This window comes from Kitasatospora sp. NPDC001664 (genome assembly GCF_053596675.1).
Genome location: NZ_JBSFGS010000042.1, coordinates 1 through 24,561 on the forward strand (window position 1 = coordinate 1; position 24,561 = coordinate 24,561).

Below are 24,561 nucleotides of genomic sequence, written 5' to 3' on the forward strand. Positions count from 1 at the left end.
CAGCCGCCGCCGCCCCACCGGCCACGGCCGGCACCGCGCCCGGACCCGCCCGGGGCCGCGCCCCGGACCGCCGGGTGGGCGGTCCGGGGCGCGGGGAACTGCGCGAATCGGAAGAAAGTGACCCGTGTGCCGGGTACGGATGCTCACGTGCAAGTGGGTCTCCGTACCCGGCACACGGGTCGTTTCGTTCCCCTTCGCGCAGTTCCCCGCGCCCCCGGGGTGACCACTTTCGCTGCCTCCCCGCAGCAACGCTGACATCATGGCCCGATGAACCGTCACCTCACCCGCGTCGCGGCCCCGATAGCCGCCCTCGCCGCCGTGCTCCTCGCCGCCGCCCCGGCCTCCGCCCACACCGGCGTGAGCTCGCAGCAGGCACAGGCCCTCGCGGTGGACGCCGTACTGGCGTTCAAGGCGGCGGGGGAGTCGGACACCGCCGGGGTCGACGAGGTGCAGGTGGTGCTCCCGCAGGGCATCGGGCCGGCCGACGTGAGTCTGGTGAAGGCGCCGCAGGGGTGGGCCTTCAAGCCCGGCCCGGAGGGCTTCACGGTGAGCGGGCCCGCGCTCGCGCCGGGCAAGGCCGCCGAGTACCAGGTGAAGGTCCGTCAGCTGCCGGACGCGCCGCAGCTCGCCTTCAAGACCCTGGTCATGTACTCCGACACCCAGGTCGACCGCTGGATCGAGATCCCGCAGAACGGCTCCGAGCCCAAGAACCCGGCCCCCGTCCTCAAGCTGGCCAAGGCCGCCCCCGGCGCCACCCCGCTCGCCGCCCCGACGCCGTCCCCCTCGCCGACACCGACGCCGACCCCGTCCCCTTCCCCGACCGCTACCCCCACGCCGACCGTCTCCCCGTCGGCGACCCCCGTCTCCGTGCAGAGCACCGACGAGGGCGCCGGCTCCAACGGCCCGGTGATCATCGGTGCCGTGGTCCTGCTGCTGGTGGTCACCGGTGGCGTGGTCTGGTGGCGCCGCCGCTCCGCCGAGGGCTGAGCGACGGCGCCACCGCGGCCACCGTCAGTGCGCCGCGGGCGTCCCCGCGTCCGGGGTGAGCACCCCGGCGCTGACCAGCGCGATGATCAGGATGCCGAGCGCGATCCGGTACACCACGAACGGCATGAAGCTGTGGTGCGAGATGTACTTCAGGAACCACGCCACCGCCGCGTACCCGACCACGAAGGCGATGCCCGTGGCCAGCAGCGTCGGCCCCCAGGCCGGGGCCGGCCCCTCGCCGATCTTGAACAGCTCGAGCACGCCCGAGGCCAGGACGGCGGGGATGGCGAGCAGGAAGGAGTACCGGGCCGCCGCCTCCCGGCTGTAGCCGAGGAAGAGGCCGGCGCTGATGGTGCCGCCGGAGCGGGAGACGCCGGGGATCAGGGCGAGCGACTGGGCGAAGCCGTAGCCGAGGGCGTGCGGCAGGGTCAGTTCGGAGATCGGCTTGGCGTTGCGGACCGCGCGGGTCCGGTCGGCCACGGCCAGGATCACGCCGAACAGGATCAGCGTGGTGCCGATGACCCGCAGGTCGCGCAGGCTGCTCTCGATGGTGTCCTGGAACAGCACGCCGAAGATGCCGATCGGCAGGGTGCCGAGGATCACGAACCAGCCGAGCCGGGCGTTCGGGTCGCTCCGCCGCTCCTTCTTGAAGAGCGCGGCGGTCCAGGCGGTGATGATCGCCCAGATGTCCTTGCGGAAGTAGATCAGCACCGCGGACTCGGTGCCCAGCTGGGTGACGGCGGTGAACGCGGCGCCCGGGTCCTCCCAGCCGAACAGGGCGGAGAACACCCGGAGGTGGGCGCTGGAGGAGACCGGCAGGAACTCGGTGAGCCCCTGGATCAGTCCGAGGACGGTGGCTTCGAACCAGCTGATCACCGGGCACCCGCCCGAGTCGTCTGGAGGGGGGAGCGCATCTGCTGGTGATCCTGTTCTGCTGACGGGTGTTCCGGGCGCGATGCTAGCGGTTCGAGGTGGACGGCGGACCCTCGGGGCGCCGTTCGGACTGACGGCGTCTCAGGACCCGTCCGGGTGCTCCACCGTGACCCGGAGCACCGAGCCGGGGTGCACGGTGGCCCGGGCCGGGACCAGCCGGGTGGCGGTGGTGTCGGACTCGCCGGTGCCGGGGTTGCGGGCGTAGCGGGGGTGCGGCGCGGGGCCCAGCTGGAGCCGTAGCCGGTGGCCCGCAGCGATCCGCCGGGCGGCGGGGTCCAGGGTGAGGGTCACCCGGTCCGGCCGGTCGGTGCCGGGGGTGAGCCGGACCACCCCGTCGGTGAGGTGGACCGCCCGCCCGCGCGGGTCGACCTCGCAGAGCCTGGCGTAGAGGTCCAGGTGGCCCGAGTCGACCAGCAGCTCGAGGCTCACCGGGCCGAGCAGCCGCACCGGCCCGTCGAACGGCTCGCCGTCCAGGCTCAGCACCGCCTCGTGCCGGCCGGGTGCGTCCACCCGGCGGGGCCCGGCCTGCTGGGAGAGCAGCGCGCCGCCCACCGAGGGCACCGGCCGGTCCGGCACGGCCCGCAGCCGCAGCGGCTCCGCCCCGGGCCGGGCCTCGGGTGAGAGCCGCTCCCCGTCCAGGTGGAGTAGCAGCTCCTTGCCCGGCGGCGGCCACTCGGCGAGCTCGCGCCAGCCCTCACCGGTGTGCACCCGGACCGGTGCGGCCCGCAGCCCTGACGGGTCGTCGGCCAGGTGGGCGCGGAGCCAGGCCAGGCTCTCCCGGAAGGTCTCGGGCAGGCCGGGGCCCAGGGTGGAGGTGTGCGTCCACGGTCCGACCAGCAGGGAGCACGGCGCCCCGGCCTCGCCGAGCCGCTCCCACTGCCCGAGGGTCTGCCCGAGCTGGACGTCCCACCAGCCGGTGACCAGAGCCGTCGGCACCGAGGTCCGCCGGGCCACCGCCGCGAGGTCGGCGCCGTGCCAGTACGGGTCGCCCGGCTCCGGGTGGTCCATGGCCTCCGCCAGGAACGGGACCGGCCGGCCCGTCCCGGCGGTGTACGCCTGACGGAGCGGCAGGCCCCGGGTGGCGGCGCGCAGATGGCGCTGCAGGCGCGCGGCGGCGCGCATCAGCGCGCCGAAGCCGTGCTGGAAGTGGAGCAGCCCGACCGAGGCGATCAGCGCGTTCTCCAGCTGGAACACGCCCGGGGCGCCGGGTGCGCCGCCGGTGCGGAAGAAGCCGTACGGGTCGTGGACGCCGTTGTGCACCACCATGGCGCGCAGCTCCGGCGGCGGGTCGGCGGCCAGCGCCCACTGGACGTAGCCCAGGTAGCTGGGGCCGATGGTGCCGAGCCGGCCGTCGAACCACGGCTGCCCGCGCAGCCACTCCACGGTGGCCAGGCCGTCGGCCCGCTCGTCCCGCCACGGCCGGAACTCCCCGCCGGAGCCGCCGGTGCCCCGGCAGCTCTGGATCACCACGTGGAACCCCTGCTCGGCCAGTGCCAGCCCGTACAGCGGCATCCACGGGAACCCCCGGCCGTAGGGGGAGCGGAGCAGCACGGTCGGGAACGGGCCGGGGCCGACCGGGAGGTGGTGGTCCGTCAGCAGCACGGTGCCGTCCTCGGCCGGCACCTCCAGCGCCGGGCGGTGGCGGGTGTCGAAGCGCTTCGGGGGCAGGCCGCGCAGGGTGCGGCGGAGCAGCCGGGCGGCCCGGGGCGGGCGGCGGGTGGTCTCGGGCATCGGGGCCCCCTCCTCTTTTTCGTACGTTGTACGAGAATAGCGGGTGCTTGGATGGAGTCCACCCCTGGGAGAGGAGCGGAGCGTGGCGGAGGGCATCGACCCCGAACGGCTCTGGCTGCCGCCGGACCGGCCCGGCCGGGGCCGGCCGCCCCGGTACAGCCGGGAGCAGATCACGGTGGCGGCGGTCGGACTGGCCGACGAGGAGGGGCTGGCCGCCGTCACCATGCGGGCGGTGGCGGCCCGGCTCGGGGTGGCCGTCATGTCGCTGTACAGCTACGTGCCCGACAAGGACACCCTGCTGGAACTGATGGTCGACGCGGTCTCGGCCGGGATGGAGTTCCCGCCCCCGAGCGAGGACTGGCGGGCCGACGTCCGTGGTCTGGCCCGGGCCCAACGGACCCTGATGCACCGTCACCCCTGGCTGGTCGCCGCCCTTCCGCAGCGTCGCACCATCGGGCCCGGCACCCTGGCGGCCCTGGAGCACGCGCTGGCCGTGCTGGCCCCCTCCGGGCTCTCCGGCGGGGCCCGCGCCGAGGTCTTCGCCCTGATCAGCGGCTTCGTCGCGAGCCACGTCGGGTACGAACTCGCCCAGCGCCGCGCCCTGGAGACCGCCGGCCCGGACTTCGCCGCCGCCCAGTACCGCTACCTCACCACCATGGCCGCCACCGGCGCCTACCCCCACCTCGCCGCCACCCTCGCCGAACCCCCCACCCCCGCCGACCCCGACGCCACCTTCACCCGCCTCCTCGACCGCCTCCTCGCCGGCGTCACGGACTGACGCCGCGCCGCGCCGATGCCGAAGGCATCAGGGGCGCGAGGAACTGCGCGAAGCGGAAGACCTCTCCCGTCTGCCGGGTACGGAGAACCACGTGCAAGTGAGCGCCCGTACCCGGCACACGGTCTCCTTCTCCCGATTCGCGCAGTTCCCCGCGCCCCTGAGCCTCCGGCGTCAGCGCACCCACGCGGCGGAGCCGCCCCGCGCCCCTGAAACCCGACCGTGGTCCCGTCCGGAAACTCCGTGTACCCGCGGCGGAGCCCGTGGCATCATCCCTCGGTGATCACTGCAGCCACCTCCGGTACCTGGACCCTCGGCGACTTCCCCGTGCACCGCCTCGGCTTCGGCGCGATGCGCCTCACCGGCAGCGCCGCCTTCGACCTCGGCACCCCCAGCGACCGCTCGCGCTCCCTCGCGGTGCTCCGCCGCGCCGTCGAGCTGGGCGTCAACCACATCGACACCGCCGCCATCTACTTCTCCACCCTCCGCTCCGCCAACGAGCTGATCAACTCCGCCCTCGCCCCGTACCCGGACGACCTCCTGATATCGACCAAGGTCGGCCCGGTCCGCGACGTCACCGGCGAGTGGCTGGAGTGGGCCCGCCCCGACCAGCTCCGCGGGCACGTCGAGGAGAACCTCCGTCAGCTCGGCCGCGACCACCTCGACCTGGTCAACTACCGCACCAACGGCCGCGCCCCGATCGCCGAGCACTTCGGCGCCCTCGCCGAGCTCCGCGAGGCCGGCCTGATCCGTCACCTCGGCCTCTCCAACGCCGACACCACCCAGCTCGCCGAGGCCCGGCGGATCGCCCCCGTGGTCTGCGTGCAGAACCGTTTCGGCCTGGGCGCCACCCCCGCCCAGCGCGCCGTCCTGGAGGCCTGCGGCGAGCAGGGCATCGCCTTCGTCCCGTTCTTCGCCATCGCCGGCAAGGGCGCCGAGGCCGGTGCCGAGCACACCGACGGCCCCGCCCTGCTCGCCGCCGCCGAGACGCACGGCGCCAGCCCCGCCCAGATCCGGCTGGCCTGGAGCCTGGCCCAGGGCCCGCACGTGCTGGCCATCCCCGGCACCGGCAACCCCGTCCACCTGGAGCAGAACGTCGCCGCCGGAGCCATCCGCCTCACCGAGGCCGAACTCACCGTCCTGGAGGCCGAGGCGTGACGGCCACCCCCGCGGACCTGGCGATCCGTCACGTCACCGCCCTGTCCCACGGGGCACCCCTCCCGGCCGGCCTCCGGGTCACCCTCAACTTCCACCCCGACCGCACCACCGCCGGCCGCACGGTCCTGGCCGCGCTCGCCGAGGACGGCAGCTACCACTCCCAGTTCGTCACCGGCACCAGCAACGGCGGCCTGACCGCCCACCCCGGCGGCGACCGCTGGGCCTGGGAGAGCCGGATCTTCGGCGGCGCGTACGACCAGGCCCCGCCCGCCGAGCGCCCGGTGTACGGCGCCCTCGACTTCCGCCACCGCCCGTACGGTGCGGCCCCGCGCTTCGGTTCCGCCTTCTTCCGGCTCACCGCCGGGGCCCTGGACCGCACCACCTTCTGCTACCCGGACAGCTTCCTGGAGCCCGAACACTTCGGCACCGCCGAGCGGATGGCCCTGATCGAGCTGGCCGAGGCGGACGACCAGGACGCCCTGGACGACTACGTCGAGGCCCATGTCCACGGCGGCGTCCACCTCGCCCGCGACGTGGAGGCCCTCGTCCTCGACCCCTGTTACCTGGGCACCGAGGTCGAGGAGGCCGCAGCCGCGCTGCCCTGTCCCGTCGAGTACCACCCGGGCCTGCGACTGAGCACCGAGGTGCTGCGCCGTCACCCCGACTACCGGGGGCCGGAGTTCGTCGGGCTCGGCCTCGCCCTCGCCCGGGACGGCCACCTCGACCCGCTGGTCCTCGGGGAGGCGGCCCGTTCCGGCGAGCACGACCCGCAGGCCCTCAAGCGCGTCTGGCACTACCTGGCCCGCTTCGGCGGCCCCCGCACCACCTGATGGCCCCTCAGTCCGCTCGGCGGCCCGCCCGCCGCCCAGCGGGTGGAGGTCTGGGCCGGTGGCGCCCGCCGCCTGCTCGACCACCACTCCCCGGACGCGCCCGCGTACGTCCTCGGCACCAGCTCGGGCGCCGTCACCGCCCTGCTGCTCGCCGTCCTCGACGGTCCGTCGGCTACCGTCCCCACCATGGACATCGACGCCCTCCCCGTCTTCGAGTTCGCCTTCCCCGGCCCGCTCCGCGACCAGCTCGTCGGCGCGGTCCTCTCCGGGGCCAAGACCACCACCACCGGCCTGGCCGTCGACTACGCCACCACCGGAGACCCGCTGCCCCGGGCCGGCCACCGCGCCGCCGTCATCGACTCCGACGGCCACCGCGTCGCGGTCATCGAACTCACCGAGGTCCGCGTCCTGCGCCTCGCCGACGTGGACCTGCGCCACGCGGTCGACGAGGGCGAGGGCGACGAGACGGTGGCCCAGTGGCGCACCAACCACGAGTCCTTCTGGCACGGCCCCGAAGTCCGCGCCGAACTCGGCCCCGACTTCACCGTCGACGACGACACCGAGGTGGTCGCCCAGCGCTTCCGCGTCCTCTGGCAGGCCGAGGCCTGACGCCCGGCACCCGACGGCGGACCGCACCGTGGTAGGACAGGGGTCCGGGTCGAAGCCATCTGCAGTGGCTTCGACCCGGACCCCTGTCCGTTCGGCGTCTAGCGGCGGTCGACGGCCTCGGTCACGTGCAGCCAGGCCTCCAGGTCCGCGAGCCGTGCCTCCAGGGCCGGGCGCAGGGCCGCCGCGCTGGAGGCGCCGAGGGCCAGGCGCAGCGGCGGGTTGGGGCTGTCGACCGCACCCCGGATGCCTTCGGCGATCCGCGCGGCGTCGGAGAACGCGGACGCCGGCATCTCCCCGATGGCCTGGTGGACCTGACGGACGGTCGGGTCGTAGTCGTCCAGGCCGGCCGCGACGTCCAGGTTGGCGAGGAACGGGGTCGCGGTCATCCCGGGCTGGATGAGGGTGACCTTGATGCCGAGCGGTGCGACCTCCGCCGCGAGCGCGTCCGTCAGCCCCTCGACCGCGTACTTGGTGGCGGCGAGCAGGCCCACGCCGGGGTGGGCGGACTGCCCGTACACCGAGGAGCCCTGGAGGACGTGCCCCGAGCGCTGGGCCCGGAGCACCGGGAGTGTTGCGCGGAGCACGTTGAGCGCCCCGAAGACGTTGGTGTCGAACACGGCCCGCGCCTGCGCGTCGGAGGCCTCCTCGACGGCTCCGAACAGCCCGTACCCCGCGTTGTTGGCCACGACGTCGATCCGGCCGAACCGGGCGAGCGTGCTCTTCACCGCCTCCTCGACGGCCTGCTCCTCGCGTACGTCCGTCGGGAGGAGGAGCAGCCTGTCGGTGTGAGCGTGCGTCAGTTCCCGCAGCGAGGAGGTGTCGCGGGCGAGGGCGGCGACGGACTCGCCGTTCTTCAGTGCCTGGAGGGTCAGTTCACGGCCGATGCCGGAGGTCGCGCCGGTGATCAGCCATGTGCGTGTCTGGTTCATGTTGCGACCGTATTGGCTTAGCTCGCAACGAGTCAATCTTGATCGACCATAGAGTTATGTTCTAACGCCATTAGCTCGCATCGCGCTGGCGCCCTGTGGGAGGATGGCCGGCGTGACAGCCGCATCCCCCGGACCCAGCAGCCCACGCACCGTCACGCCGACGGTCGAGACCGTCCTCGCGTTCGTGAACACGCGCGCCGACGGTGGGGGGAGCCGAGAACTCTTCGCGGACGGGGACGCGTTCGCGGCCTGGCTGGCCGAGCGCGAGGACTTCGACGAGGACTTCGGCGGCGTGGCCGAGCCGACCGACGCCGACGCGGCGGTCGCGCGCGAACTGCGCGACGCCCTGGTGACGCTGCTGCTCGCGCACTCGGGCGACCCGGAGAGCCAGGGGGAGCCGCTGCTGTGCGCGGAGCGGTACCTGCGGAGCGTGGGTTCGCTCTACCCGCTGGCGCCGGTGGTCACGGCCCGCGGGGTGGAGCTGGCCTCGCCGCAGACCGGCGTGCCGCGCGTCTTCGGCACCGTCCTGGCTGCGGTCACGACCGCCGCGCAGAGCGGCGACTGGGGCCGGGTCAAGGCCTGCCTGAACCCCCCGTGCCACTTCGGCTTCTTCGACCGCACCCGCAACGGCGGCGGTCTGTACTGCAGCACCGGCTGCGGCTCCCAGGTCTCCATGCGCAAGCACCGCCAACGCCGGCGCGAGGCGGCCCCCGAGGCGTGAGACGCCCCTCGGGGGCTCACGCCTCGGACCGGGCGCTACCGGTTCTCGTACTCCGCCACCAGGACGGCCCGGCCGAGGGCGAAGAACCCGAGCGCGCCGCTGATCGCCGCCGCCGAGGTGTCCGCGTCCGGCCCCAACTCCTCGACGGGCAGGGCGTGCACGGTGAACACGTACCGGTGCGGCCCGTGCCCGGGCGGCGGCGCCGCACCGCCGAACTCCTTGGTCCCGTAGTCGTTCCGCCCGTGTACCGCCCCCTCCGGCAGCCCCGGGAACGCCCCGCTCCCCGCCCCGGCGGGCAGCTCCGTGGTGGTCACCGGAAGGTTGAACAGCACCCAGTGCCACCACCCGCTGCCCGTGGGCGCGTCGGGGTCGAAACAGGTCACCGCGAAGCTCTTGGTCCCGGCCGGGAACCCCGACCACGCGAGCTGCGGCGAGAGGTTGCCGCCCTCCAGCGTCTGGGCCGGCAGCAGCGTGCCGCCGTCCTTCACGTCGTCACTGCTGACGCTGAACGCCGGTACGGGGCGCAGGAATTCGTGGGGCAGCGGAGGCCTGATCATGGCGGATGTTCTCCCTGGTCGGATCGGGTACCGGCGGAGATTAGCCCAGCCCGCGCGCGCCACGCCCACCCCCTTTCGAATACCCGTTCTCCGGCACCCGTCCCGCTAGGATGGGAAGCCCAGAGAGGCCGCGCCCTGTCAGTGCCGGGCACGATGATCGGCCACATGGGAGTTCTGTTCGGCTACTACGCCGCCGATGACGACGCACACGCGCTCGGCGCGATCGACCGCGACGACGACGGTCCGCTCGGCGCGGGCTACGACGGGGTCGAGGTCAAGCACCTGGACCCGGTCGTCTGCCTGCTCCCCGCCGAGGCCCGCCTCCGCGGCGGCCCGGCCGCAGCCGTCACCGCGGACCCCGCACGGGGCCGGCTGGTCGGCATGATCGAGGACGGCGAGGTGGTCACGCTGGGGCTCTCGCCCGCCTTCCGGGACGCACTCGCCGCCGCCACCCCCGCGTCACTCGCCGAGGCGGCCGACCTCTGGTCCCGCTCCGACGCCTCCCTCGGGCCGTCCGAACGGCCTTGGCTGCTGGACTTCCTGACGGACCTGGCCGCCCTCGCGACCCGGGCGGCGGCCCGCGGCCAAGGCCTGTACTGCTGGATCTGCCCGTAGCCGAGCGCCGCGCGTCCCGGCCCGTTCGTCCGGGACCGTCCGTCAGGAGTCCGGGAGACCGAACAACGGCAGACAGGGCGCGAGCCCCTCCACCGTGACCCGGACGCTCCGGTGCTCCTCCCACCGGGCCCGGCCCAGCCGCAGCCGCCTGGTGGTCACGGGCTTCCCGCGCACCACGTGCCGGTCGACCCCGTCGGGTTCGTACCCGTGCTTGAGCGACACCGCGTACGAGGGGCCGTTGTCCTCGAACGCCCCCGACGTCGCCTCGGCCGCCCCCAGCCCGGCGAACGCCAGGTGCAGGACGGCGGCCCGCATCTCGGTGCCGATGCCCCGGCCCTGGTGGGCCGTCCCCAGCCAGGAACCGGTGCCGACCTGCCGCAGCACGGCGAACTCCCGGGCGGCGACGGTCTGTTGGCCGACGACCCGGCCGCTCTCGAGGACGGCCAGGTTCAGGGCCCAGTCCTGCGGGGACCAGTTCCCCCGGCGCAGCCAGTGGTGCTGCACCACCGAACGGGCCCGCTCCTCGGGCGGGAGGTCGGTCCACGGCACCAGGAAGGGCATCCGGTCCGGCGCGTGGACACCGGCCGCCGCCAAATCGGCCAAGGCGGCCAGCTCGTCGTCGGTGGGCAGTCGGAGTTCGAGGCGGGGTGTGCGCAGGCGCAGGCCGAGCAGCGGCCAGTGGTCGGTCAGCATGCGCCATTGTCGGCGTTGCCGCCCTCCTCGGACACCTGGATGGCCACGTTCTCGTGAAGGAGCAGCGTTTGGTCGGCGGTTTGGGCAGCAGCTGGCGATCTTGAAGGCCTTATGTGGATCAAGCCGTGTGCGAGGGTGGTGGCCATGCCTCAGCTTGGTCGCCGTCTCCGTTCCCTCGCCGTCGCGCTCGGGCTTGCCACGACTGGTTTTGCCGCGTGCCGCGCGACGGATGGCCCCGTTCTGGAGCACGCCTTGGCGGATGTGGCGACTCTCTGTGGCATCCCGCGGCGCCAGGTGACGGTCTATCGGCACCGGTTCGTCGCGAGGAAGGGGGCCGGAAGGTGTTCGGACTGCCGGGCAGAGGCAGTCGGTGCTTCGATCGAGCGCTGAAGCTCGGTCGGCAGGCCCGCGCCGGTCAGCTGGCCCTGGCGGGCGCTTCGGTCTCAGCCCGGAGCAGACGACGATCAGCAGAGACCGTCTCGCGCCTTTACGCGGTCCAGCAGTACAACCGGTCCTCCCGGTCGCCGATCCCGCTCGCCAGCTCGGCCAAGCCCGTCAGGATCCAGGCGGAGATCTCCGGGGCAAGCACCTCTCGGTCTTCAGCCCGCTCCTGGACCCACCGCCGACTGGCCTCGGCAAGCCGGAGGTCGTCAGCACCGGCCAGCGCGTCCTGGAGTGAAGCGGGAACCAAGAAGATCAGCGGGCCCTCGCCGTCCTCCAGGTCAGCAACGACTTCGGGCACATCAGCGTCGACGAGCTCGGCGAAACTCTGGCCGGTGAAGATGCTCTCCCACTCGATCAGGGCTTCCTCGGCGTCGAAGTTGCCGTATGTCAGCGAGTCGAAGACCCCATCGGGACCACCTTCCACGACGGCGGCTGCGGCGTCCCGGTTCGGTGCCACGAAGAACTTGATGACAATGCTCACCGGGGCATCGTGCCCGCTGAGCCACCTCAGGTCTAACCCGTCCGCCCCCGACCGGTTTCGCCGAGGGTGGGGAAGTAGGTGAGCAGGTCTGGCCGACGCAAGAGCAGCGGGTGGGGAAATTCAGGAGCCCTATCAGGCCCCGGCCTGCTGTGTGCCCTGCTGTCCCTCGCGGGCCTGCCACACCTCGCCGCCGACCACCGCCTGGACCGGGCCCAGGTGCACCAGCAGGTCCGCGGAGCGTCGAGCCGCCCCGACCTCGTCGTCACCAGCCAGGTGGCCTCCGTCGTCATCGAGGTGAAGCTGCACGCCTCGGAGGGCGACGGGCAGACGGCCCGTCAGGGGGACGACTTCGCCGACCTGCCCGACCCGGTGTTCGTGTTCCTCACCCGCACGGGCACCCGCCCCACGGACGGCCGCTTCCGGCCCGTCAGCCTGCGAGAACTCGCGGGCCACCTGGCGGAGTTGCTCGTCACGGCCGGCGATGCGCCCGGCCGCCGCCACGCCGACGACTACCTGAGCGACCTGGAGGCCACCGTGGGAGTGAGCACCGACGACGACGCGGACGCCGGCTTCTGGGTCACCCACGGCCCCGCACTCCTCGCCGCCCAGGAGGCGGCCCGCCTCCTCCTCCCGCAGCTGCCCGCCCACGTCGCGACGGCCCTCCCCGCCCTGACGGCGGAGCTCGGGGCGGACCTCGTGGTCCGAACAGTCAACTACCGGGCCCAGGGCGACCGGGGCGCCTACCCGGAGACCGCCGTGGTCCTCAGCAAGCCCCACTGGCTGGTCGACGACAGCCCGGTCCTGGGCTTCGCCTTCGGCTCCCGCCGCCAGGCCGACAGCCACCGCGGCCCCGACCCCGACGACCCGAACCTGCGCCCGTTCCACGGCATCTACTGCACCGACCTGACCCTCCGGGCCACCCTGAGCCACCGCTTCCTCTCCAAGGGCTGGGGCGGTCACTGGGCCTGGTGGTCCTACGTCGACCTGACGGCCGCCCCCAACGGCGGCCCCGGCTTCCTCACCCACAACGCCACCGCCATCACCGCCACCATCCGCGACACCTGGCTCGAACGGGCAGCCACGGTCGACACGGCCTGGGCCGCACGGAGCACGACGGCGTAGGCGAACGGCGACCGGAGGCCGAGCCGCCCGCATCACCACGGAAGCCGCTCGGCCTCACCGGCAACGAGCTGCGGAACCGCAGTAGTTGACGTCACGGGACAGACTTCCCAATGCCGCTTGTCAAGGAGATTGTCCTCTGACAGGTGATCTTGACCGTTTGCCAAGTGATATTGATCGACACGGTCGAACGGCTGCCGATACGGTCGACCTATGGAACAGCTGCCCGAGAGCGTGGACCGTCACATTCTGGACGAGCGGATAGTCCGAGCCTTCAAAGAGATCATGGACGCGACCGGCTGCACGCTCCACGAAGCGATCGACATCTTCGGGGTCCGGTACGAAGAGCTCCGCCGCGACCGGCCGGACGACTTCCAGGTGAGCCGCGAGGAGTACGGCCACAACGTCTACACCTGAGGCTCGGCCCGACCGGTCAGAGTCCCTTGGCAATCGGTCAAGATCGTCTGTCAGAGGACAGAGATGCGATGACTGGTGGTGCAGGTTGGTAGCACCGACCGTCACGCAGCAGTGCCCACAGGACGTTGACGCGTCGGCGCGCCAGGGCCAGGACGGCCTGGCTGTGGCGCTTGCCTTCGGCCCGTTTGCGGTCGTAATGGCGCCGCGAGTCGGGGCAGCAGGTCAGGCTGCTCATCGCGGACATGTAGAAGACGCGTTGGAGTCCGCGGTGGTAGCGGGTGGGGCGGTGCCGGTTGCCGCTGATCTTTCCGGAGTCGCGTGGCGCGGGTGCGAGGCCGGCGTAGGTGGCGAGGCGGTCGGGGCTGGCGAACAGGGCCATGTCGCCGCCGGTCGCGGCGAGGAACTCCGCGCCGAGCAGGGGGCCGATGCCGGGAACGCTGGTGACGATCTCGGCGTGCGGCTGGGCCTGGAAAGCGGCCTGGATCGCCTGGTCGGCCTGGGCGATCTTCTCGTTCAGGTCCATGACCTCGCGGGCCAGGGTGTGCACCATGCGGGCCGTGGCCTTCTCGCCGGGAACGGCGGTGTGCTGGCGCTCGGCGGCGTCGACGGCCAGCCGTGCGAGGCTCACGCAGCCGCGGACCTTGCGGTTGCGGAGCCAGGTCTCCAGTCTGCTGGCGCCCATGCGGCGTATCCCGGCCGGGGTCTGGTAGCCCGTCAGCAGGACCAGCGGGCCGGTGTTGGACAGGTCCAACACCCTTTCCAGTGCGGGGAAGAGGCTGGTCAGCATGCCTCGGAGACGGTTGACGGCGCGGGTGCGGTCGCAGACCAGGTCGGTGCGGCGGCGTGTGGTGAGCCTGAGCTCGGTCAGGTTGTCGTCGGCGACGTTGACGGGCATCAGGTCGCGGCGCATGCGGGCCTGGTCGGCGATGACGACAGCGTCGCGGGCGTCGGTCTTGCCTTCGCCCCGGTAGCCGGCGCTGGCGCGGTTGACGGTCCGGCCGGGGATGTAGAGGACGCGCTGTCCGTGGCCGACGAGCAGGGCGATGACCAGCGCGGCGCCGCCGTCGGCGAGGTCGATGGCCCAGGTCACGTCTTCGCCCAGGGCGAGGACGTCGGCGATGAGCTTCAGCAGCTCGGGTTCGTCGTTGGCGGCGCGGCGCGACAGCAACTTGCCGCCCTCGGCGTCCAGGGCCACGCAGTGGTGGTGTCCCTTGCCTGCGTCGATCCCCGCCCATATCCCGCTCATCGCGCTCCAGGTGCCGTCGAAGTTGTCTCGTACTCGGACGACCGCGCCGGCGTTGTCCTACTCAGCGATGTGCTCGCAACTCCCAATGAGCGGCCGGGTCGTCGTTGGGGCACCGGGCGGCCAAGTCTCGCAAGCCACGGTCGGCAACATCTCAGCAGCCACACCCGGTGCCCCTGGGCGACCGGACCCAACGAATGGCCCGCTCATCCCGCTCAGAAGGTAGGACATCTCAGGGGGCTAAGAAGCCGTTGTTGTACCGGTCTTGATGGACGTGGGTTCGATTGGTGTGGCTCGGTCGGGTGATATTGCCGCGTGCCGGGCATGGAGACAGGGCCCCTGGTGCAGCTCGAGGTTGTCGAGACCGTGAGCACGCCAGGAGGCCCTGTTGCCGCAGTTGTACGCCCTCGTGCCCGCGGGTTCCAACTCGGCCGCCCGGGAGTGTGACTGTCTCGCCCACAGGTTCGGGAACGCCGGGAACCGTCCGCACAGGCGTCCGAGGTACCCCTCGGACATGAGCGACGCCGAGTGGGCGGTCGTGCGTGAGGCGATGCCTGTCCCGGCCTGGCTGGAAGGCCGCGGCGGACAGCCGGAGGGCTACTGCCACCGCCAACTGGTCGACGCGGTGCGCTACCTGGTCGCCGGCGGCATCGCCTGGCGGGCGATGCCCGCGGACTTCCCCGCGTGGGATCGCGTCTACGCGTTCTTCCGGCGCTGGCGCGACAAAGGCCTGGCCGCCGAGTTCCACGACCGGCTGCGCGAGCGGGTCCGCGAGGCCGCCGGCCGGGACCGGGAGCCGACCGTGGGGATCATCGACGCGCAGTCGGTGAAGGCGGCCGCGTCGGTGCCGGCCGCCAGCCGGGGCTTCGACGGCGGGAAGAAGGTGAACGGCCGCAAGCGTCACATCGTCGTGGACACCCTCGGGCTGCTGCTGTCGGTGCTGGTCACCGCAGCTTCTGTCACCGACCGCGACGCGGCCCGGACGCTGCTGGCCCGGATTCGCGCACGGCACTGGCGCATCACCCTGGTCTGGGCCGACGGCGGCTACACCGGACCCCTGGTCGGCCTCGCCCGCGATGTTCTGCGGATCGCCCTGACCGTGGTCCGACGCGCCGACGACAGCGGCGGCTTCACGGTGCTGCCGAAAAGGTGGCTGGTGGAGCGGACGTTCGCGTGGCTGATGCGCTCACGCCGCCTCGCGCGCGACTACGAGAGGCGCACCGACACCTCGGAGGCGATGATCCGCTGGTCGATGACCATGGTCATGAGCCGCCGACTCGCCCGACGAGCGCACTGAACATCCCCGGGCGTTCCTCGGCCAGCCAGCCCCGCGCGGCCAGGCGCTTCGCCTTCGAGCGCACCCCTTCCACCTTCGCCGCGACGACCTCCAGCCCGAGTGCCGCAGCGAGTTGCCGACAGTCCATCACCTCCCCGCTCCTGTCGGTCAGGACCTTTACGAGCCGCTGGTAGTCCGGCGCGAGCGAGCCCTTCCCGCCAGGCGGGAACCACCGATCCGGGCGCCGCCCCTGCCGCCCGCGCAGGCCGTCCACCGGTCGCACCGGCCGGCGACACCTCCTCGCCCGCGGCAGGTTCCGCCAGCACCTCGGCCACCGTCTGACGAGTGATCACGAACCGCTCCCACACGGCTTCCGCCTCACGCAGCTCGGCCTGCAGGACCTCCACCCGCCGCCGAGCCGCACGCTCCCGCTCCTCCAACAGCCCCACCACAGACGGCATCCGACACCTCCACCACAGGGACGACACGACACCTCATCTCTCCCGCTGAAGCACCCGCCCCATGCCCCACCAGGGGAAACGCACCCGCCACTATCGGAAAGACAACGGCTTCTAAGAAGTCAAGCGGTATGTCCTCTGCCACATGATCTTGACCGTTTGCCAACCGATCTTGACTGGTGGCCGGCGGGTGTATGCCTGGCATCCTGTGTGGGTGTCGAAGAAGCAGAAGCGCGCGGTGACCCTCGCTGAGATGGTCGGGGCCCTGCCGCCACCGACGACGGAGGGCCCGTGCAGCTCGTACCTCGACCAGCCCGTGGAGGCCCGCGGCTTCACCGACGCCGGCGGCACCTACTGGCGGCTCGCCCGCGGGCCGCTTGACCCCCGCCGGGCCAAACGGCTCGCGGTCGAGGCCGACGTGATGTCGATGGGGACCTCCTACGACGACGAGGTCGGATGGTGGATTCCCCACTTCCTGACGGAGGCCGAGCGCCCGGCCGCCTGGCTCGAAGCGCGGGCCGGGTACGGCGCCGCCTACCCGCCAGCCTATGAGGCGTACGAGTTCACGGCGGACGACGGCCGCGTTCTCCTCTTCATCGAGACGTACTGCTGAGCCCGATCCCGCACCAGTCCCCGCGCGCGGGCACCACCGGTCCGGTGGTCAAGATCGGTTGGCAAACGGTCAAGATCATGTGGCAGAGGACACGGTAGCCGGGGCTGACGGTGCAGTTGCTGGCTGGGCATCAACTTCCGGAAGGAGCTGGACTACGCCGACCCAAGTGGACTCGCTGGACCAGTCGTGAAACGCGCGGACCCTCCAGCGCCCTGCCGACACAGGTACTGGGGCCTGCTCGGGCTGGCCCGTGCCGTCAGGGTAGGGCACACCGAGGCTTTGGCCGGCCTCGGCTGAGTCCATCAGCACGGCCGGACCGTCGGTCTGCCACACTCCGTAGTCCTCCCACGGAGTTGCCGGATCGTTCAGCATTGCCTCGGCGGCGGCGATCAACTCGGCATCGGAGTCGGCGGCGAGCCAGCGGACGAAGGCTCGCCGCTCAGCGATGTAGCAGGTGCTGGAGGGCTCGTCCCCCAGTACCAGCGCGGAGACGGTGCTGTGGCCAGTCAGGCTGATCACCTCGGCCAGGTCCTCGACCGCACAGGCACGGTCGTAGTCGTCCGCCTGGTCACCGTCGCCGACGATCATGCCGGTCTCGGTGCAGCCATCCCACTGGTTCAGCGCGGACACCGGGACGACGATCAGCGGGCCGCCCATGGAGTCGACCCAGACTGGTGCAGGGGCTCCGTGGTCAGCGTGTTGATCAGAACTCATACGCGCAGTGTCGCGCTGGGCTGTGACATATGGGTGGACCCGGCCTGCCCTTCGGCGGTTACGCCGCCGCTGCCTTGCGGGACTGAGAAGGCGATGTGCTCGTCGAAGAGCCGGCGGTTCCGGAGGCAGTGAAAGAGCTGGCCAAGCAGGCGGTTCAGAAGATTGCGCTGGGCAGAGGCGTGCCAGTCGCCGTGTTCGCGCCGGCGGCGGTAGTGGGCGTCGGCGCCGGGCGAGGCGCGGAGCGAGGCGAAGGCCCAGAGGAATCCTGCATGCATGAGCCGGTTGTTCTTGACCATGCGTCGGCCGACGTAGCTCTTCTTGCCGGAGGCCCGGGTGATGGGCGCGGAGCCGACGTAGGCCTTGAGGCCGCGGGCGTCGGCGAAGCGGGTGCGGTCGTCGCCGATCTCCGCCAGGACCCGGGCAGCGAGCTGGACACCGAGGCCGGGAAAGCTCAAGTAGATCTCGGCGTCCGGATGCTCGCGGAAGGCGGCCGCGACAGCCTCAGCGAGGTCGTCACCGGCCTGGCAGGCCGCGTCGCTCGATCCCGCGACCGGCGCCGACAAGATCTGGGCCGAAGTCGCCTGTGAGCTCGGATACCCCGACGAGCTGCAGCCCGTGGTCCGTTGGGCCGTCGTCCTCGAAGACTGGGACATCACTTTGGCGGAGATCGACACCAATATCGTCCAGGCCGCCCGGGAGGTCCTGGCGATCGCAGGGGCGTTGCCGGACCGGCTCGATCACCGGCTGGTGGGCCACTGGAGCAGCCTCCCCTTGTCCTACAGCGTCATGGAAGCGTCCGAGCTCGCCTTCCTCCCTGACGGACGGGGGTGGAGCACCTGGTTCAACGTCGGAGGGCTGTGCGTCACGCGCTTCACCTGGTGGTGTCCGGAGCCGGGAGTCCTCGAACTGAGCGCGCAGTGGATGGTCCAGGGAACCCCCTGTCTCGATCCCGGGCCCCCGGCCTTCGCCTCGACGGAACCGGCCGAGCGCCTCGCCGAGGTCACGCGGCATCGCTACGCCATCGGCTCCGTCGTCCCGGTGCCCGGCGCCGAGCCGTTGAGTGCGGTGAGCTTCGAGGAGCCGGTGGAGTCCTGCTCCGAGTTCGCCAGGGGATCGGCGCAGATCCGGCCCGAGGAGGATCCCACCCACCGCGTCATGCCCTACGAGTAGCGGGCCTCGGCTCCTCCCGGCTCAGCGCATGTCGGCCTCCAGCCACTCCCCGAGGGTTCGGTGCAGCAGTTCCACCTGCGACCGGTCGAGGATCACGGTCGTCGTCCGAGAGGCAGGGTGGTCCTCGTTGGTCGCGGCGGGCCGGGTGAGCGACAGGCGCACGAAGTCCACCGGAAGGGGTGCCGGCTGTTCCGAAGCCCCGGTGCTCGGGGCCGGATCGCGGACGAGGGGATGGCAGTGATCGGGGATCGCGGCGAGCTCCAGTCGGCCGTCGCGCGGATCGTGGTCGGTTGGGTTGAGGTGCGAGCCCCGGTAGGCGAGCGGTGGTGGTGCGTCGCCGTCTTCGGCGAACAGCAGCCAGGTGGCGTAGATCGACATTGACCGGTCTTCAGTGAGCAGGAGTTTCAGGGTGCGGCCTCGGTTCACCAGGATCGGAGGCACAGGAGCTCTGCCTCCGGCGGAGCGTCACCACCTCGGGCACGATCGGTGCGAGGGTCTCGGTGGCGATGGCGGCGAGGTGCGCCGGTGCGGAGCCGGACCGGAGTGCGGTCACGTACTCGGCGGCTTCGGCATGGGTGAGGGCCGGTACGTTCCGCCGCAGCAGGCGCATGGCGACGACCCGGCCCTGCTCGGTCACGGCCTGACGGACCGCGTCCTCCAGGTCGTCGACCGCCGTCCGGACCGGCATCCGCCGGATGCGCCGGCGGTAGTCGTCCTCCCAGTCGCCGACCGAACTGCCGATGGCGTGGAGGCCGCCGTCGAGCCGGTCGACCAGGTAGGGGCCGTTTCCCCCGAGGCGCTGCATCGGGTCTCGGGTGCGGAGGTACTCCGGTGTCTGGTAGTGGACGATCCAGACGAGCTCGTGCTCCTCCACGCCGGACACCACGAATCGGCCCTCGAACTTGAGGTCCAGATCCTCCTGGGCCAGGTGCCTGGCGTACTCACGGTCGATCATGCTGGGCAGCATTCCGCAGGGGGGCTTCCGGGGCCAGCGGATTCCGGCCCGGCGTCAGAGCACGAAGCGGAGCGGGGTGCCCGGGCGGGCCTGGGCGGCGGAGGGGAGGTCGCCGGTCGGGACGACGCCGATGACCGGGTAGCCGCCGGTGGTGGGGTGGTCGGCGAGGAAGACCACGGGGCGGCCGTCGGGCGGGACCTGGACGGCGCCCAGGACCATGCCCTCGCTGGGGAGTTCGTCGGTCCGCAGGCGGGGGAGGGGAGGGCCTTCGGTGCGCAGGGCGATCCGGTTGGACGCGGCGGCGACCTCGTACCGGGCGCGGGCCAGCAGCGTGAACGCCGACGGGGCGAACCAGTCGGCGCGCGGCCCCGGCAGCAGGCGGAGCACCAACTCGGCCGGGGGCGCGGGCAGGACCGCGAGCCCGTCACCCGGCGGCGGAGCGACGGGCGCACCCACCGGGAGCAGCTGACCGCCCGTCAGCGGGGCCGGGCCGAGCCCGGAGAGCAGGTCCGCCGAACGGCTGCCCAGGACGGGCTCCACCGCCACCCCGCCCGCCACCGCGAGGTAGCTCCGCACGCCGTACGTGGCCGGCCCGATCTCGACCACAGCCCCGTCCGGGACGGCGACCGCCGCACCCCAGGCCGCCGCCCGTCCGCCGACCCGGACCGCCGCCGGAGCCCCGGTCACGGCGACCACCACCCGCCCGACGGCCCGCAGCGCGACCCCGCCGAGCGTGGTCTCCAGCCCGGCGGCCCCCTCGGGGTTCCCCACCAAGCGGTTCGCCGCTCGCAGCGCCGGTTCGTCCAACGCCCCGCCCCGGGGCACCCCCAGGTGCGCCACCCCCCGCCGCCCCAGGTCCTGAACCGTCGTCAACGGCCCGGGCCGCACCACCACCACCAGCCCCGTCACGACGCGGCGCCAGGGGCGCGAGGAACGGCGCGCGGGGGTACGGCAGCACGTGCACCTGGCTGACGGTGGTTCAGTTGCCGGTGGGCCGCCTTCCGGTTCGCGCAGTTCCCCGCGCCCCCAGAGGCGTAGCCACGTTCGCAGGGCGTCACGAGCCCGCCTCCGGCACGAACCGCACCCGCGTCCCCGGCGCCAGCAACGCCGCCGGCTCCCGGGACGCGTCCCACAGCACCGCCGCCGTCCGCCCGATCAACTGCCACCCCCCGGGCGAGGACCGCGGATAGACCCCCGTGTACGGCCCCGCCAGCGCCACCGACCCCGCCGGGACGGAGCTCCGCGGAGTGGCCCGCCGCGGCACGTGGTATCGCTCCGGAAGCCCCGTCAGGTACGCGAAACCCGGCGCGAAGCCGCAGAAGGCCACCCGGTACTCCACCGACGAGTGCACCCGCACGGCCTCCGCCACCGACACCCCCCACAGCCCGGCCACCTCCTCCATGTCCGCCCCGTCGTAGACCACCCGCACCGACACCAGCGGCCCCTCGGCCGCCCGGCGCTCCGTCAGCCGCCACCCCGCCAGCTCCCGCCGCAGCGCCGCCACGTCCGATACCCCGTCCAGCAGCACCGTCCGCGCCGCCGGCACGATCTCCGCCACCTCCGGCAGGGACCCGCGCCGGGCCAGCAGCTCCGCGTACAGCGCCTCGACCGACGCCCCGTCCGGCGCCTCGACCAACAGCGCCTCCGCCCCGACCTGCCGGAACGTCAACCCCCCGTCGTCCCCGACCTGCCGGAACGTCAACCCCCCGTCGGCCCCGACCTGCCGGAACGTCAACCCCCCGTCGTCCCCGACCTGCCGGAACGTCAACCCCCCGTCGGCCCCCATCAGACGAAGGCCTCCACCCGCACCCCCGCCGAGGCCAGTGCGCCCCGTACCCGCCAGGCCAGCTGCGCGGCCCCCGGGGTGTCCCCGTGCACGCACAGCGAACGCGCCTCCACCGCCACCGGCTCGCCTCCGACCGCGGTGACCAGACCGTCCTTCGCGATGCCGACGGCCCGGGCGATGACCGCCTCCGGGTCGTGCAGCACGGCCTCGGGGTCGCGCCGGGGGACGAGGGTGCCGGCCCAGGTGTAGCCCCGGTCGGCGAAGGCCTCGGTGACGACCGGGAGGCCGACGCCCTCGGCGACGGCGAGCAGCCGGGAGCCGGGAAGGCCGAGCACCGGCAGCGGGCCGTCGCAGACCGCCCCGGCCCGCAGCACTCCGGCCACCACCGCCTCGGCCTGTTCGGAGTCGCCGACCACCCGGTTGTAGAGGGCGCCGTGCGGCTTGACGTAGCTGACCCGGGAGCCGGCCGCGCGGGCGAAGACCTGGAGGGCGCCGATCTGGTACGCGATCTCGTCGGCCAGCTCCTCGGAGGGCACCTCCATTGCGCGGCGGCCGAAGCCGGCCAGGTCGCGGTAGGAGACCTGGGCGCCGATCCGGACGCCGCGTTCGGCGGCGAGCGCGCAGACCCGGCGCATGGTGGACGGGTCGCCGGCGTGGAAGCCGCAGGCCACGTTGGCGCTGGTCACCACGGAGAGCAGGGCCTCGTCGTCGGTCAGGGTCCAGCGTCCGAACCCCTCGCCGAGGTCCGCATTGAGATCGATCACCGCTTCGCTCACGCCAACACCCTCATGCCAACACCCGTCTCCCGCCCGCTTCCTGGGGGTGATCGTAGGGCCTGCGCAGGGGCGCGTACGCACCTGACCCGATGCCGGAGCGCGCACCCGCCGGGTGCGCGCTCCCTCACATGGAGGAACGTTTCCTCTCCGTACTCCCCAGGGCCGTCGGCCGGACGGGTGAGACCTCGTCAGGCCGCGGTCGCCACCGCTGCCGGCCGCCGCCGCAGCGCCTCGGCCCACTCGAGCCGCCGGATGCCCCGCAGCACCACCAGCAGCGGCACCGCACCGAACACCCCGAACGACATGTCGATGAATCGCCATGCCAGCGGGATCCCGCGCAGCGGCCCGCAGATCAGCGCCAGCGGGATGATCGCCGCGCAGGCGATGAGCGCCCAGCGGATCACCCAGACGTTGCGCACCGGGTCCTTGAGCGGCCCCCAGAACGCGACGGCGATCACCAGGTGGGCGAAGGCCAGCCAGTCGGTGCCGTACGCCAGGAACGGGTACCGGACGTTGGCGTCGGCCACCCCGTCGCGGACCCGCTCGGCCCATTCGAGCACCCCCGGGAAGTGGTCCACCAGCGGTGCCCGTTCGACCAGCGAGACCAGCCAGCGGGTCTCGGTCTCCAGCGGAAAGGCCGTCAGGCCGCTCACCGCGAGACAGACGATGAAGATCCAGATCCACCGGCGGACGTGCCGGAGAGTGCTGGCCTCGGCGGCGTACTGGTCCTCGGTCATGGTGCCAACCCCCAAGCGGGTAGAGCGGATCGGGAACCCGTCCCGACCTGCGCAGCAGTGACTCTAGACCTAATAACTGAACATGTTCAACTCGCTTTCGGGGGTCGCTCCCGGCCCTCCCGGGAGGGACGTTTCGGACCTTGTCGGCATCAGCCTCTAACCTTGTCCACCGTGACCACCGCAGTTCAGCCCACCGAGCCCGTGCTCCGGCCGCCCGCCCCCGGTGCCGCCCGCCCCGCCCCGGGCCCGGCCGCCGACGAGGGGCTGGCCCGTCGGCTCAAGGCGCTGGCCTGCACCGCCCCGCTCCACGACCTGGAGAACCGCAAGGTCAACCTGGCGGGCGAGTACGGCTCCTACGCGATGTCCGAGGTCGGCCTCGCCGCGATCGACCTCGTCACGCTCAACATGGACTTCGACACCGGGGCCGACCGCGACATAGTGCTGGCCCGCATGCTGCCCCGGGTCGCCGCGCAGAACCCGGCCCGCGCCACCGCCGAGCACGAGCGGGTGGCCCGCTGGGTGCTGGAGTCGCTGATCAACGTCGGCAGCGTCGACCGCGGCTTCCGCGCCGTCTACGGCACCTTCGGCTCCGACGGCAGCTACGTCCGCCGCGACTACGACTTCAAGCTCATCGAGGAGGTCCCCGGCCCGGACGGCGGGGTCTACCTGCGCACCACCGACGAGGCGGTCAACGTCCTGGTCGGCGCCCTCGACACCGACGTCACCTCGGCCCAGATCGCCGCCGAGGTCAAGCTCGAGGTCCTGATCAACCGCGGCCGCCTGGCCGACGCCCAGCTCGCCGCCGAGCAGGCCCGCTACCGCACCGTCCAGTACGCCGAGACCCTGCGCCGCGCTCTCGACGCCACCCGGCGCAACGTCCGCGCGGTCGACTGGATGCAGGCCGTCCCGGACCTGATCGACGAGGCGCTCGGCCACATCGCCGACCGCTACCGGCACGAGAACGCCATCCTCACCAACATCCGCAAGGCCCGCGACGAGGCCGAGGACCCGGAGCACAAGCGGCGCGCCGCCGAGCTGGTCGACATCGTCAAGGACTGCATCCGCCGCCACACCCAGCTCCAGACCCGTCTGCTGGAGGCCGGCCCGCTGTTTCGAGCCGAGCAGGACCGGCAGGCCTTCGCCGCGCCCTCCGCCCGGAGCGGCATCGACCTGTACGGGCAGCTGCTCGCCCCGCTGCTGGAGCTGCCGGTCAGTCAGGCCACCCGGCCCACCGACGCGTTCTTCGCCCGCGGCACCGGCCTGCGCACGCCCGTCTCGGTGCGGATGACCGACCTGGTGGACCTGCTGCTCACCCCGCCGGTCGAGCGCGAGCACCTCGGCGCGGAGCTGCCCGACCCGGACTTGGTGGCCACCCCCGACGACAGCCGGTTCTCCGACGAGCAGCTGGAGGCCGCACTGGAGCTGCTCGACCTGCCGGCCGACGCTCCCCGCCGCCTCTCCGGCCTCCTCGCCGAGGCCCGCCTCAAGGACCCCGACCTGCCCTACCTGGTCGCCCTGCTCGCCGTCCACGCGGCCAGCCCGCCGGTCGGCACGGCCTACCGCCAGGGCGAGGAGCGGCTGCTCTTCGCGGTCGACGACGGCACCCGCCTCGACGACCCCGAGTTCGGCGGCGCCGACCTCATCGTCGGCAGCGCCCTCCTCGACGCCGTCGGGATGGCCGCGGACCGCCAGGACAGCGCATGACGGAGGTCGTCACCCCTGGGGCGCGAGGAACTGCGCGCAGCGGCAGGCATCAGAGCCGCAGTGGACGACGCACAGTCAGTTGCCGCCTCTGCAGTGACCTGTCGCCGCAGACCGAACGGCAACGCCCCAC

General features: G+C 72.7%; 28 protein-coding genes and 1 pseudogene. 13 read left to right on the plus strand and 16 right to left on the minus strand.

Annotated elements, in window-relative coordinates; translation table 11 throughout:
- The first annotated feature begins 267 nt into the window (after positions 1–267).
- Positions 268–987, plus strand: a complete 720-nt coding sequence (locus ACWCYY_RS36770) for a DUF1775 domain-containing protein (RefSeq protein WP_449798511.1) — start codon at positions 268–270, stop codon at positions 985–987.
- 24 nt (positions 988–1,011) lie between these two features.
- On the opposite strand, the gene ACWCYY_RS36775 is transcribed toward ACWCYY_RS36770, so the two are convergent.
- Positions 1,012–1,860, minus strand: a complete 849-nt coding sequence (locus ACWCYY_RS36775; protein ID WP_345279452.1) for an undecaprenyl-diphosphate phosphatase — start codon at positions 1,858–1,860, stop codon at positions 1,012–1,014.
- A gap of 141 nt (positions 1,861–2,001) precedes the next feature.
- A complete protein-coding gene (locus ACWCYY_RS36780; RefSeq protein ID WP_449798512.1) occupies positions 2,002–3,651 on the minus strand; it encodes a CocE/NonD family hydrolase in 1,650 nt (549 codons plus the stop codon).
- 82 nt (positions 3,652–3,733) lie between these two features.
- On the opposite strand from ACWCYY_RS36780, the gene ACWCYY_RS36785 reads away from it, so the two are divergent.
- From ACWCYY_RS36785 to ACWCYY_RS36800, 4 genes are all read left to right on the plus strand, one after another.
- A complete protein-coding gene (locus ACWCYY_RS36785) occupies positions 3,734–4,429 on the plus strand; it encodes a TetR/AcrR family transcriptional regulator (RefSeq protein WP_345279421.1) in 696 nt (231 codons plus the stop codon).
- A gap of 276 nt (positions 4,430–4,705) precedes the next feature.
- On the plus strand, positions 4,706–5,584 hold the full coding sequence (locus ACWCYY_RS36790) for an aldo/keto reductase (protein ID WP_449798513.1): 879 nt from the start codon (positions 4,706–4,708) through the stop codon (positions 5,582–5,584).
- A complete protein-coding gene (locus tag ACWCYY_RS36795) occupies positions 5,581–6,414 on the plus strand; it encodes a DUF3626 domain-containing protein (RefSeq protein WP_449798514.1) in 834 nt (277 codons plus the stop codon). Before ACWCYY_RS36790 ends, ACWCYY_RS36795 begins: the two co-directional genes overlap by 4 nt.
- Before the next feature lie 42 nt (positions 6,415–6,456).
- Positions 6,457–7,023 carry an ASCH domain-containing protein gene (locus ACWCYY_RS36800; protein WP_449798515.1) on the plus strand — a complete coding sequence of 189 codons (567 nt, stop codon included), beginning with the start codon at positions 6,457–6,459 and terminating at the stop codon, positions 7,021–7,023.
- 98 nt (positions 7,024–7,121) lie between these two features.
- On the opposite strand, the gene ACWCYY_RS36805 is transcribed toward ACWCYY_RS36800, so the two are convergent.
- Positions 7,122–7,952, minus strand: a complete 831-nt coding sequence (locus ACWCYY_RS36805; RefSeq protein ID WP_449798516.1) for an SDR family NAD(P)-dependent oxidoreductase — start codon at positions 7,950–7,952, stop codon at positions 7,122–7,124.
- Positions 7,953–8,055: 103 nt separating this feature from the next.
- Here ACWCYY_RS36805 and ACWCYY_RS36810 point away from each other — a divergent pair, with 103 nt between their 5' ends.
- Positions 8,056–8,673: a CGNR zinc finger domain-containing protein gene (locus ACWCYY_RS36810; RefSeq protein WP_449798517.1), complete on the plus strand. Its 618-nt coding sequence runs from the start codon at positions 8,056–8,058 to the stop codon at positions 8,671–8,673.
- Positions 8,674–8,708: 35 nt separating this feature from the next.
- On the opposite strand, the gene ACWCYY_RS36815 is transcribed toward ACWCYY_RS36810, so the two are convergent.
- The gene (locus ACWCYY_RS36815; RefSeq protein WP_449798518.1) at positions 8,709–9,230 is read right to left on the minus strand and encodes a YbhB/YbcL family Raf kinase inhibitor-like protein; all 522 of its coding nucleotides are present in this window, start codon (positions 9,228–9,230) and stop codon (positions 8,709–8,711) included.
- A gap of 165 nt (positions 9,231–9,395) precedes the next feature.
- On the opposite strand from ACWCYY_RS36815, the gene ACWCYY_RS36820 reads away from it, so the two are divergent.
- Positions 9,396–9,845, plus strand: a complete 450-nt coding sequence (locus tag ACWCYY_RS36820) for a hypothetical protein (protein WP_449798519.1) — start codon at positions 9,396–9,398, stop codon at positions 9,843–9,845.
- A gap of 42 nt (positions 9,846–9,887) precedes the next feature.
- Here the strand turns inward: ACWCYY_RS36820 and ACWCYY_RS36825 are convergent, their stop codons facing one another.
- Positions 9,888–10,538, minus strand: a complete 651-nt coding sequence (locus tag ACWCYY_RS36825; RefSeq protein WP_449798520.1) for a GNAT family N-acetyltransferase — start codon at positions 10,536–10,538, stop codon at positions 9,888–9,890.
- Between the two features lie 487 nt (positions 10,539–11,025).
- Positions 11,026–11,463, minus strand: a complete 438-nt coding sequence (locus ACWCYY_RS36830) for a hypothetical protein (RefSeq protein ID WP_449798521.1) — start codon at positions 11,461–11,463, stop codon at positions 11,026–11,028.
- 216 nt (positions 11,464–11,679) lie between these two features.
- On the opposite strand from ACWCYY_RS36830, the gene ACWCYY_RS36835 reads away from it, so the two are divergent.
- Both ACWCYY_RS36835 and ACWCYY_RS36840 read left to right on the plus strand, forming a co-directional pair.
- A complete protein-coding gene (locus ACWCYY_RS36835) occupies positions 11,680–12,585 on the plus strand; it encodes a hypothetical protein (RefSeq protein ID WP_449798522.1) in 906 nt (301 codons plus the stop codon).
- Positions 12,586–12,795: 210 nt separating this feature from the next.
- Positions 12,796–12,999, plus strand: a complete 204-nt coding sequence (locus ACWCYY_RS36840; RefSeq protein ID WP_396298494.1) for a hypothetical protein — start codon at positions 12,796–12,798, stop codon at positions 12,997–12,999.
- 37 nt (positions 13,000–13,036) lie between these two features.
- Here ACWCYY_RS36840 and ACWCYY_RS36845 read toward each other — a convergent pair whose 3' ends face one another.
- Complete coding sequence (locus ACWCYY_RS36845; RefSeq protein WP_449798523.1) at positions 13,037–14,245, minus strand: IS110 family transposase; 1,209 nt, start codon at positions 14,243–14,245, stop codon at positions 13,037–13,039.
- A 511-nt stretch (positions 14,246–14,756) separates the two neighbouring features.
- Here ACWCYY_RS36845 and ACWCYY_RS36850 point away from each other — a divergent pair.
- Positions 14,757–15,539 (plus strand): IS5 family transposase, encoded by a 783-nt coding sequence (locus ACWCYY_RS36850; protein WP_449798524.1) that lies wholly within the window; start codon positions 14,757–14,759, stop codon positions 15,537–15,539.
- Here the strand turns inward: ACWCYY_RS36850 and ACWCYY_RS36855 are convergent.
- Entirely contained in the window at positions 15,505–15,792 is a 288-nt protein-coding gene (locus ACWCYY_RS36855; RefSeq protein ID WP_449798525.1) for a hypothetical protein, read from the minus strand. The two genes, ACWCYY_RS36850 and ACWCYY_RS36855, sit on opposite strands and share 35 nt — an antisense overlap.
- 398 nt (positions 15,793–16,190) lie before the next feature.
- On the opposite strand from ACWCYY_RS36855, the gene ACWCYY_RS36860 reads away from it, so the two are divergent.
- Positions 16,191–16,589: a hypothetical protein gene (locus ACWCYY_RS36860; RefSeq protein WP_449798526.1), complete on the plus strand. Its 399-nt coding sequence runs from the start codon at positions 16,191–16,193 to the stop codon at positions 16,587–16,589.
- Between the two features lie 75 nt (positions 16,590–16,664).
- Here ACWCYY_RS36860 and ACWCYY_RS36865 read toward each other — a convergent pair whose 3' ends face one another.
- Positions 16,665–17,246 carry an Imm21 family immunity protein gene (locus ACWCYY_RS36865; RefSeq protein WP_449798527.1) on the minus strand — a complete coding sequence of 194 codons (582 nt, stop codon included), beginning with the start codon at positions 17,244–17,246 and terminating at the stop codon, positions 16,665–16,667.
- Between the two features lie 53 nt (positions 17,247–17,299).
- Positions 17,300–17,839, minus strand: a pseudogene (locus tag ACWCYY_RS36870) (transposase); the annotation flags it as partial.
- A gap of 79 nt (positions 17,840–17,918) precedes the next feature.
- Between ACWCYY_RS36870 and ACWCYY_RS36875 the strand changes: the two are divergent.
- Positions 17,919–18,473 carry a hypothetical protein gene (locus ACWCYY_RS36875; protein WP_449798528.1) on the plus strand — a complete coding sequence of 185 codons (555 nt, stop codon included), beginning with the start codon at positions 17,919–17,921 and terminating at the stop codon, positions 18,471–18,473.
- 21 nt (positions 18,474–18,494) lie between these two features.
- Here the strand turns inward: ACWCYY_RS36875 and ACWCYY_RS36880 are convergent, their stop codons facing one another.
- The 6 genes from ACWCYY_RS36880 to ACWCYY_RS36905 form a co-directional block, all read right to left on the minus strand.
- Positions 18,495–18,851 carry a hypothetical protein gene (locus ACWCYY_RS36880; protein WP_449798529.1) on the minus strand — a complete coding sequence of 119 codons (357 nt, stop codon included), beginning with the start codon at positions 18,849–18,851 and terminating at the stop codon, positions 18,495–18,497.
- A gap of 10 nt (positions 18,852–18,861) precedes the next feature.
- The gene (locus ACWCYY_RS36885; protein ID WP_449798530.1) at positions 18,862–19,428 is read right to left on the minus strand and encodes a YrhB domain-containing protein; all 567 of its coding nucleotides are present in this window, start codon (positions 19,426–19,428) and stop codon (positions 18,862–18,864) included.
- A 54-nt stretch (positions 19,429–19,482) separates the two neighbouring features.
- Positions 19,483–20,337, minus strand: coding sequence for a 5-oxoprolinase subunit C family protein (locus ACWCYY_RS36890; RefSeq protein WP_449798531.1), 855 nt, complete (start codon positions 20,335–20,337; stop codon positions 19,483–19,485).
- Positions 20,338–20,482: 145 nt separating this feature from the next.
- A complete protein-coding gene (gene pxpB / locus ACWCYY_RS36895) occupies positions 20,483–21,097 on the minus strand; it encodes a 5-oxoprolinase subunit PxpB (RefSeq protein ID WP_449798532.1) in 615 nt (204 codons plus the stop codon).
- 116 nt (positions 21,098–21,213) lie between these two features.
- Entirely contained in the window at positions 21,214–21,990 is a 777-nt protein-coding gene (locus ACWCYY_RS36900; protein ID WP_380148743.1) for a LamB/YcsF family protein, read from the minus strand.
- Positions 21,991–22,178: 188 nt separating this feature from the next.
- Positions 22,179–22,727: a hypothetical protein gene (locus ACWCYY_RS36905; RefSeq protein ID WP_345279450.1), complete on the minus strand. Its 549-nt coding sequence runs from the start codon at positions 22,725–22,727 to the stop codon at positions 22,179–22,181.
- Between the two features lie 171 nt (positions 22,728–22,898).
- Between ACWCYY_RS36905 and ACWCYY_RS36910 the strand changes: the two genes are divergently transcribed.
- Positions 22,899–24,431, plus strand: coding sequence for a hypothetical protein (locus tag ACWCYY_RS36910; protein WP_449798533.1), 1,533 nt, complete (start codon positions 22,899–22,901; stop codon positions 24,429–24,431).
- Positions 24,432–24,561: the final 130 nt, after the last annotated feature.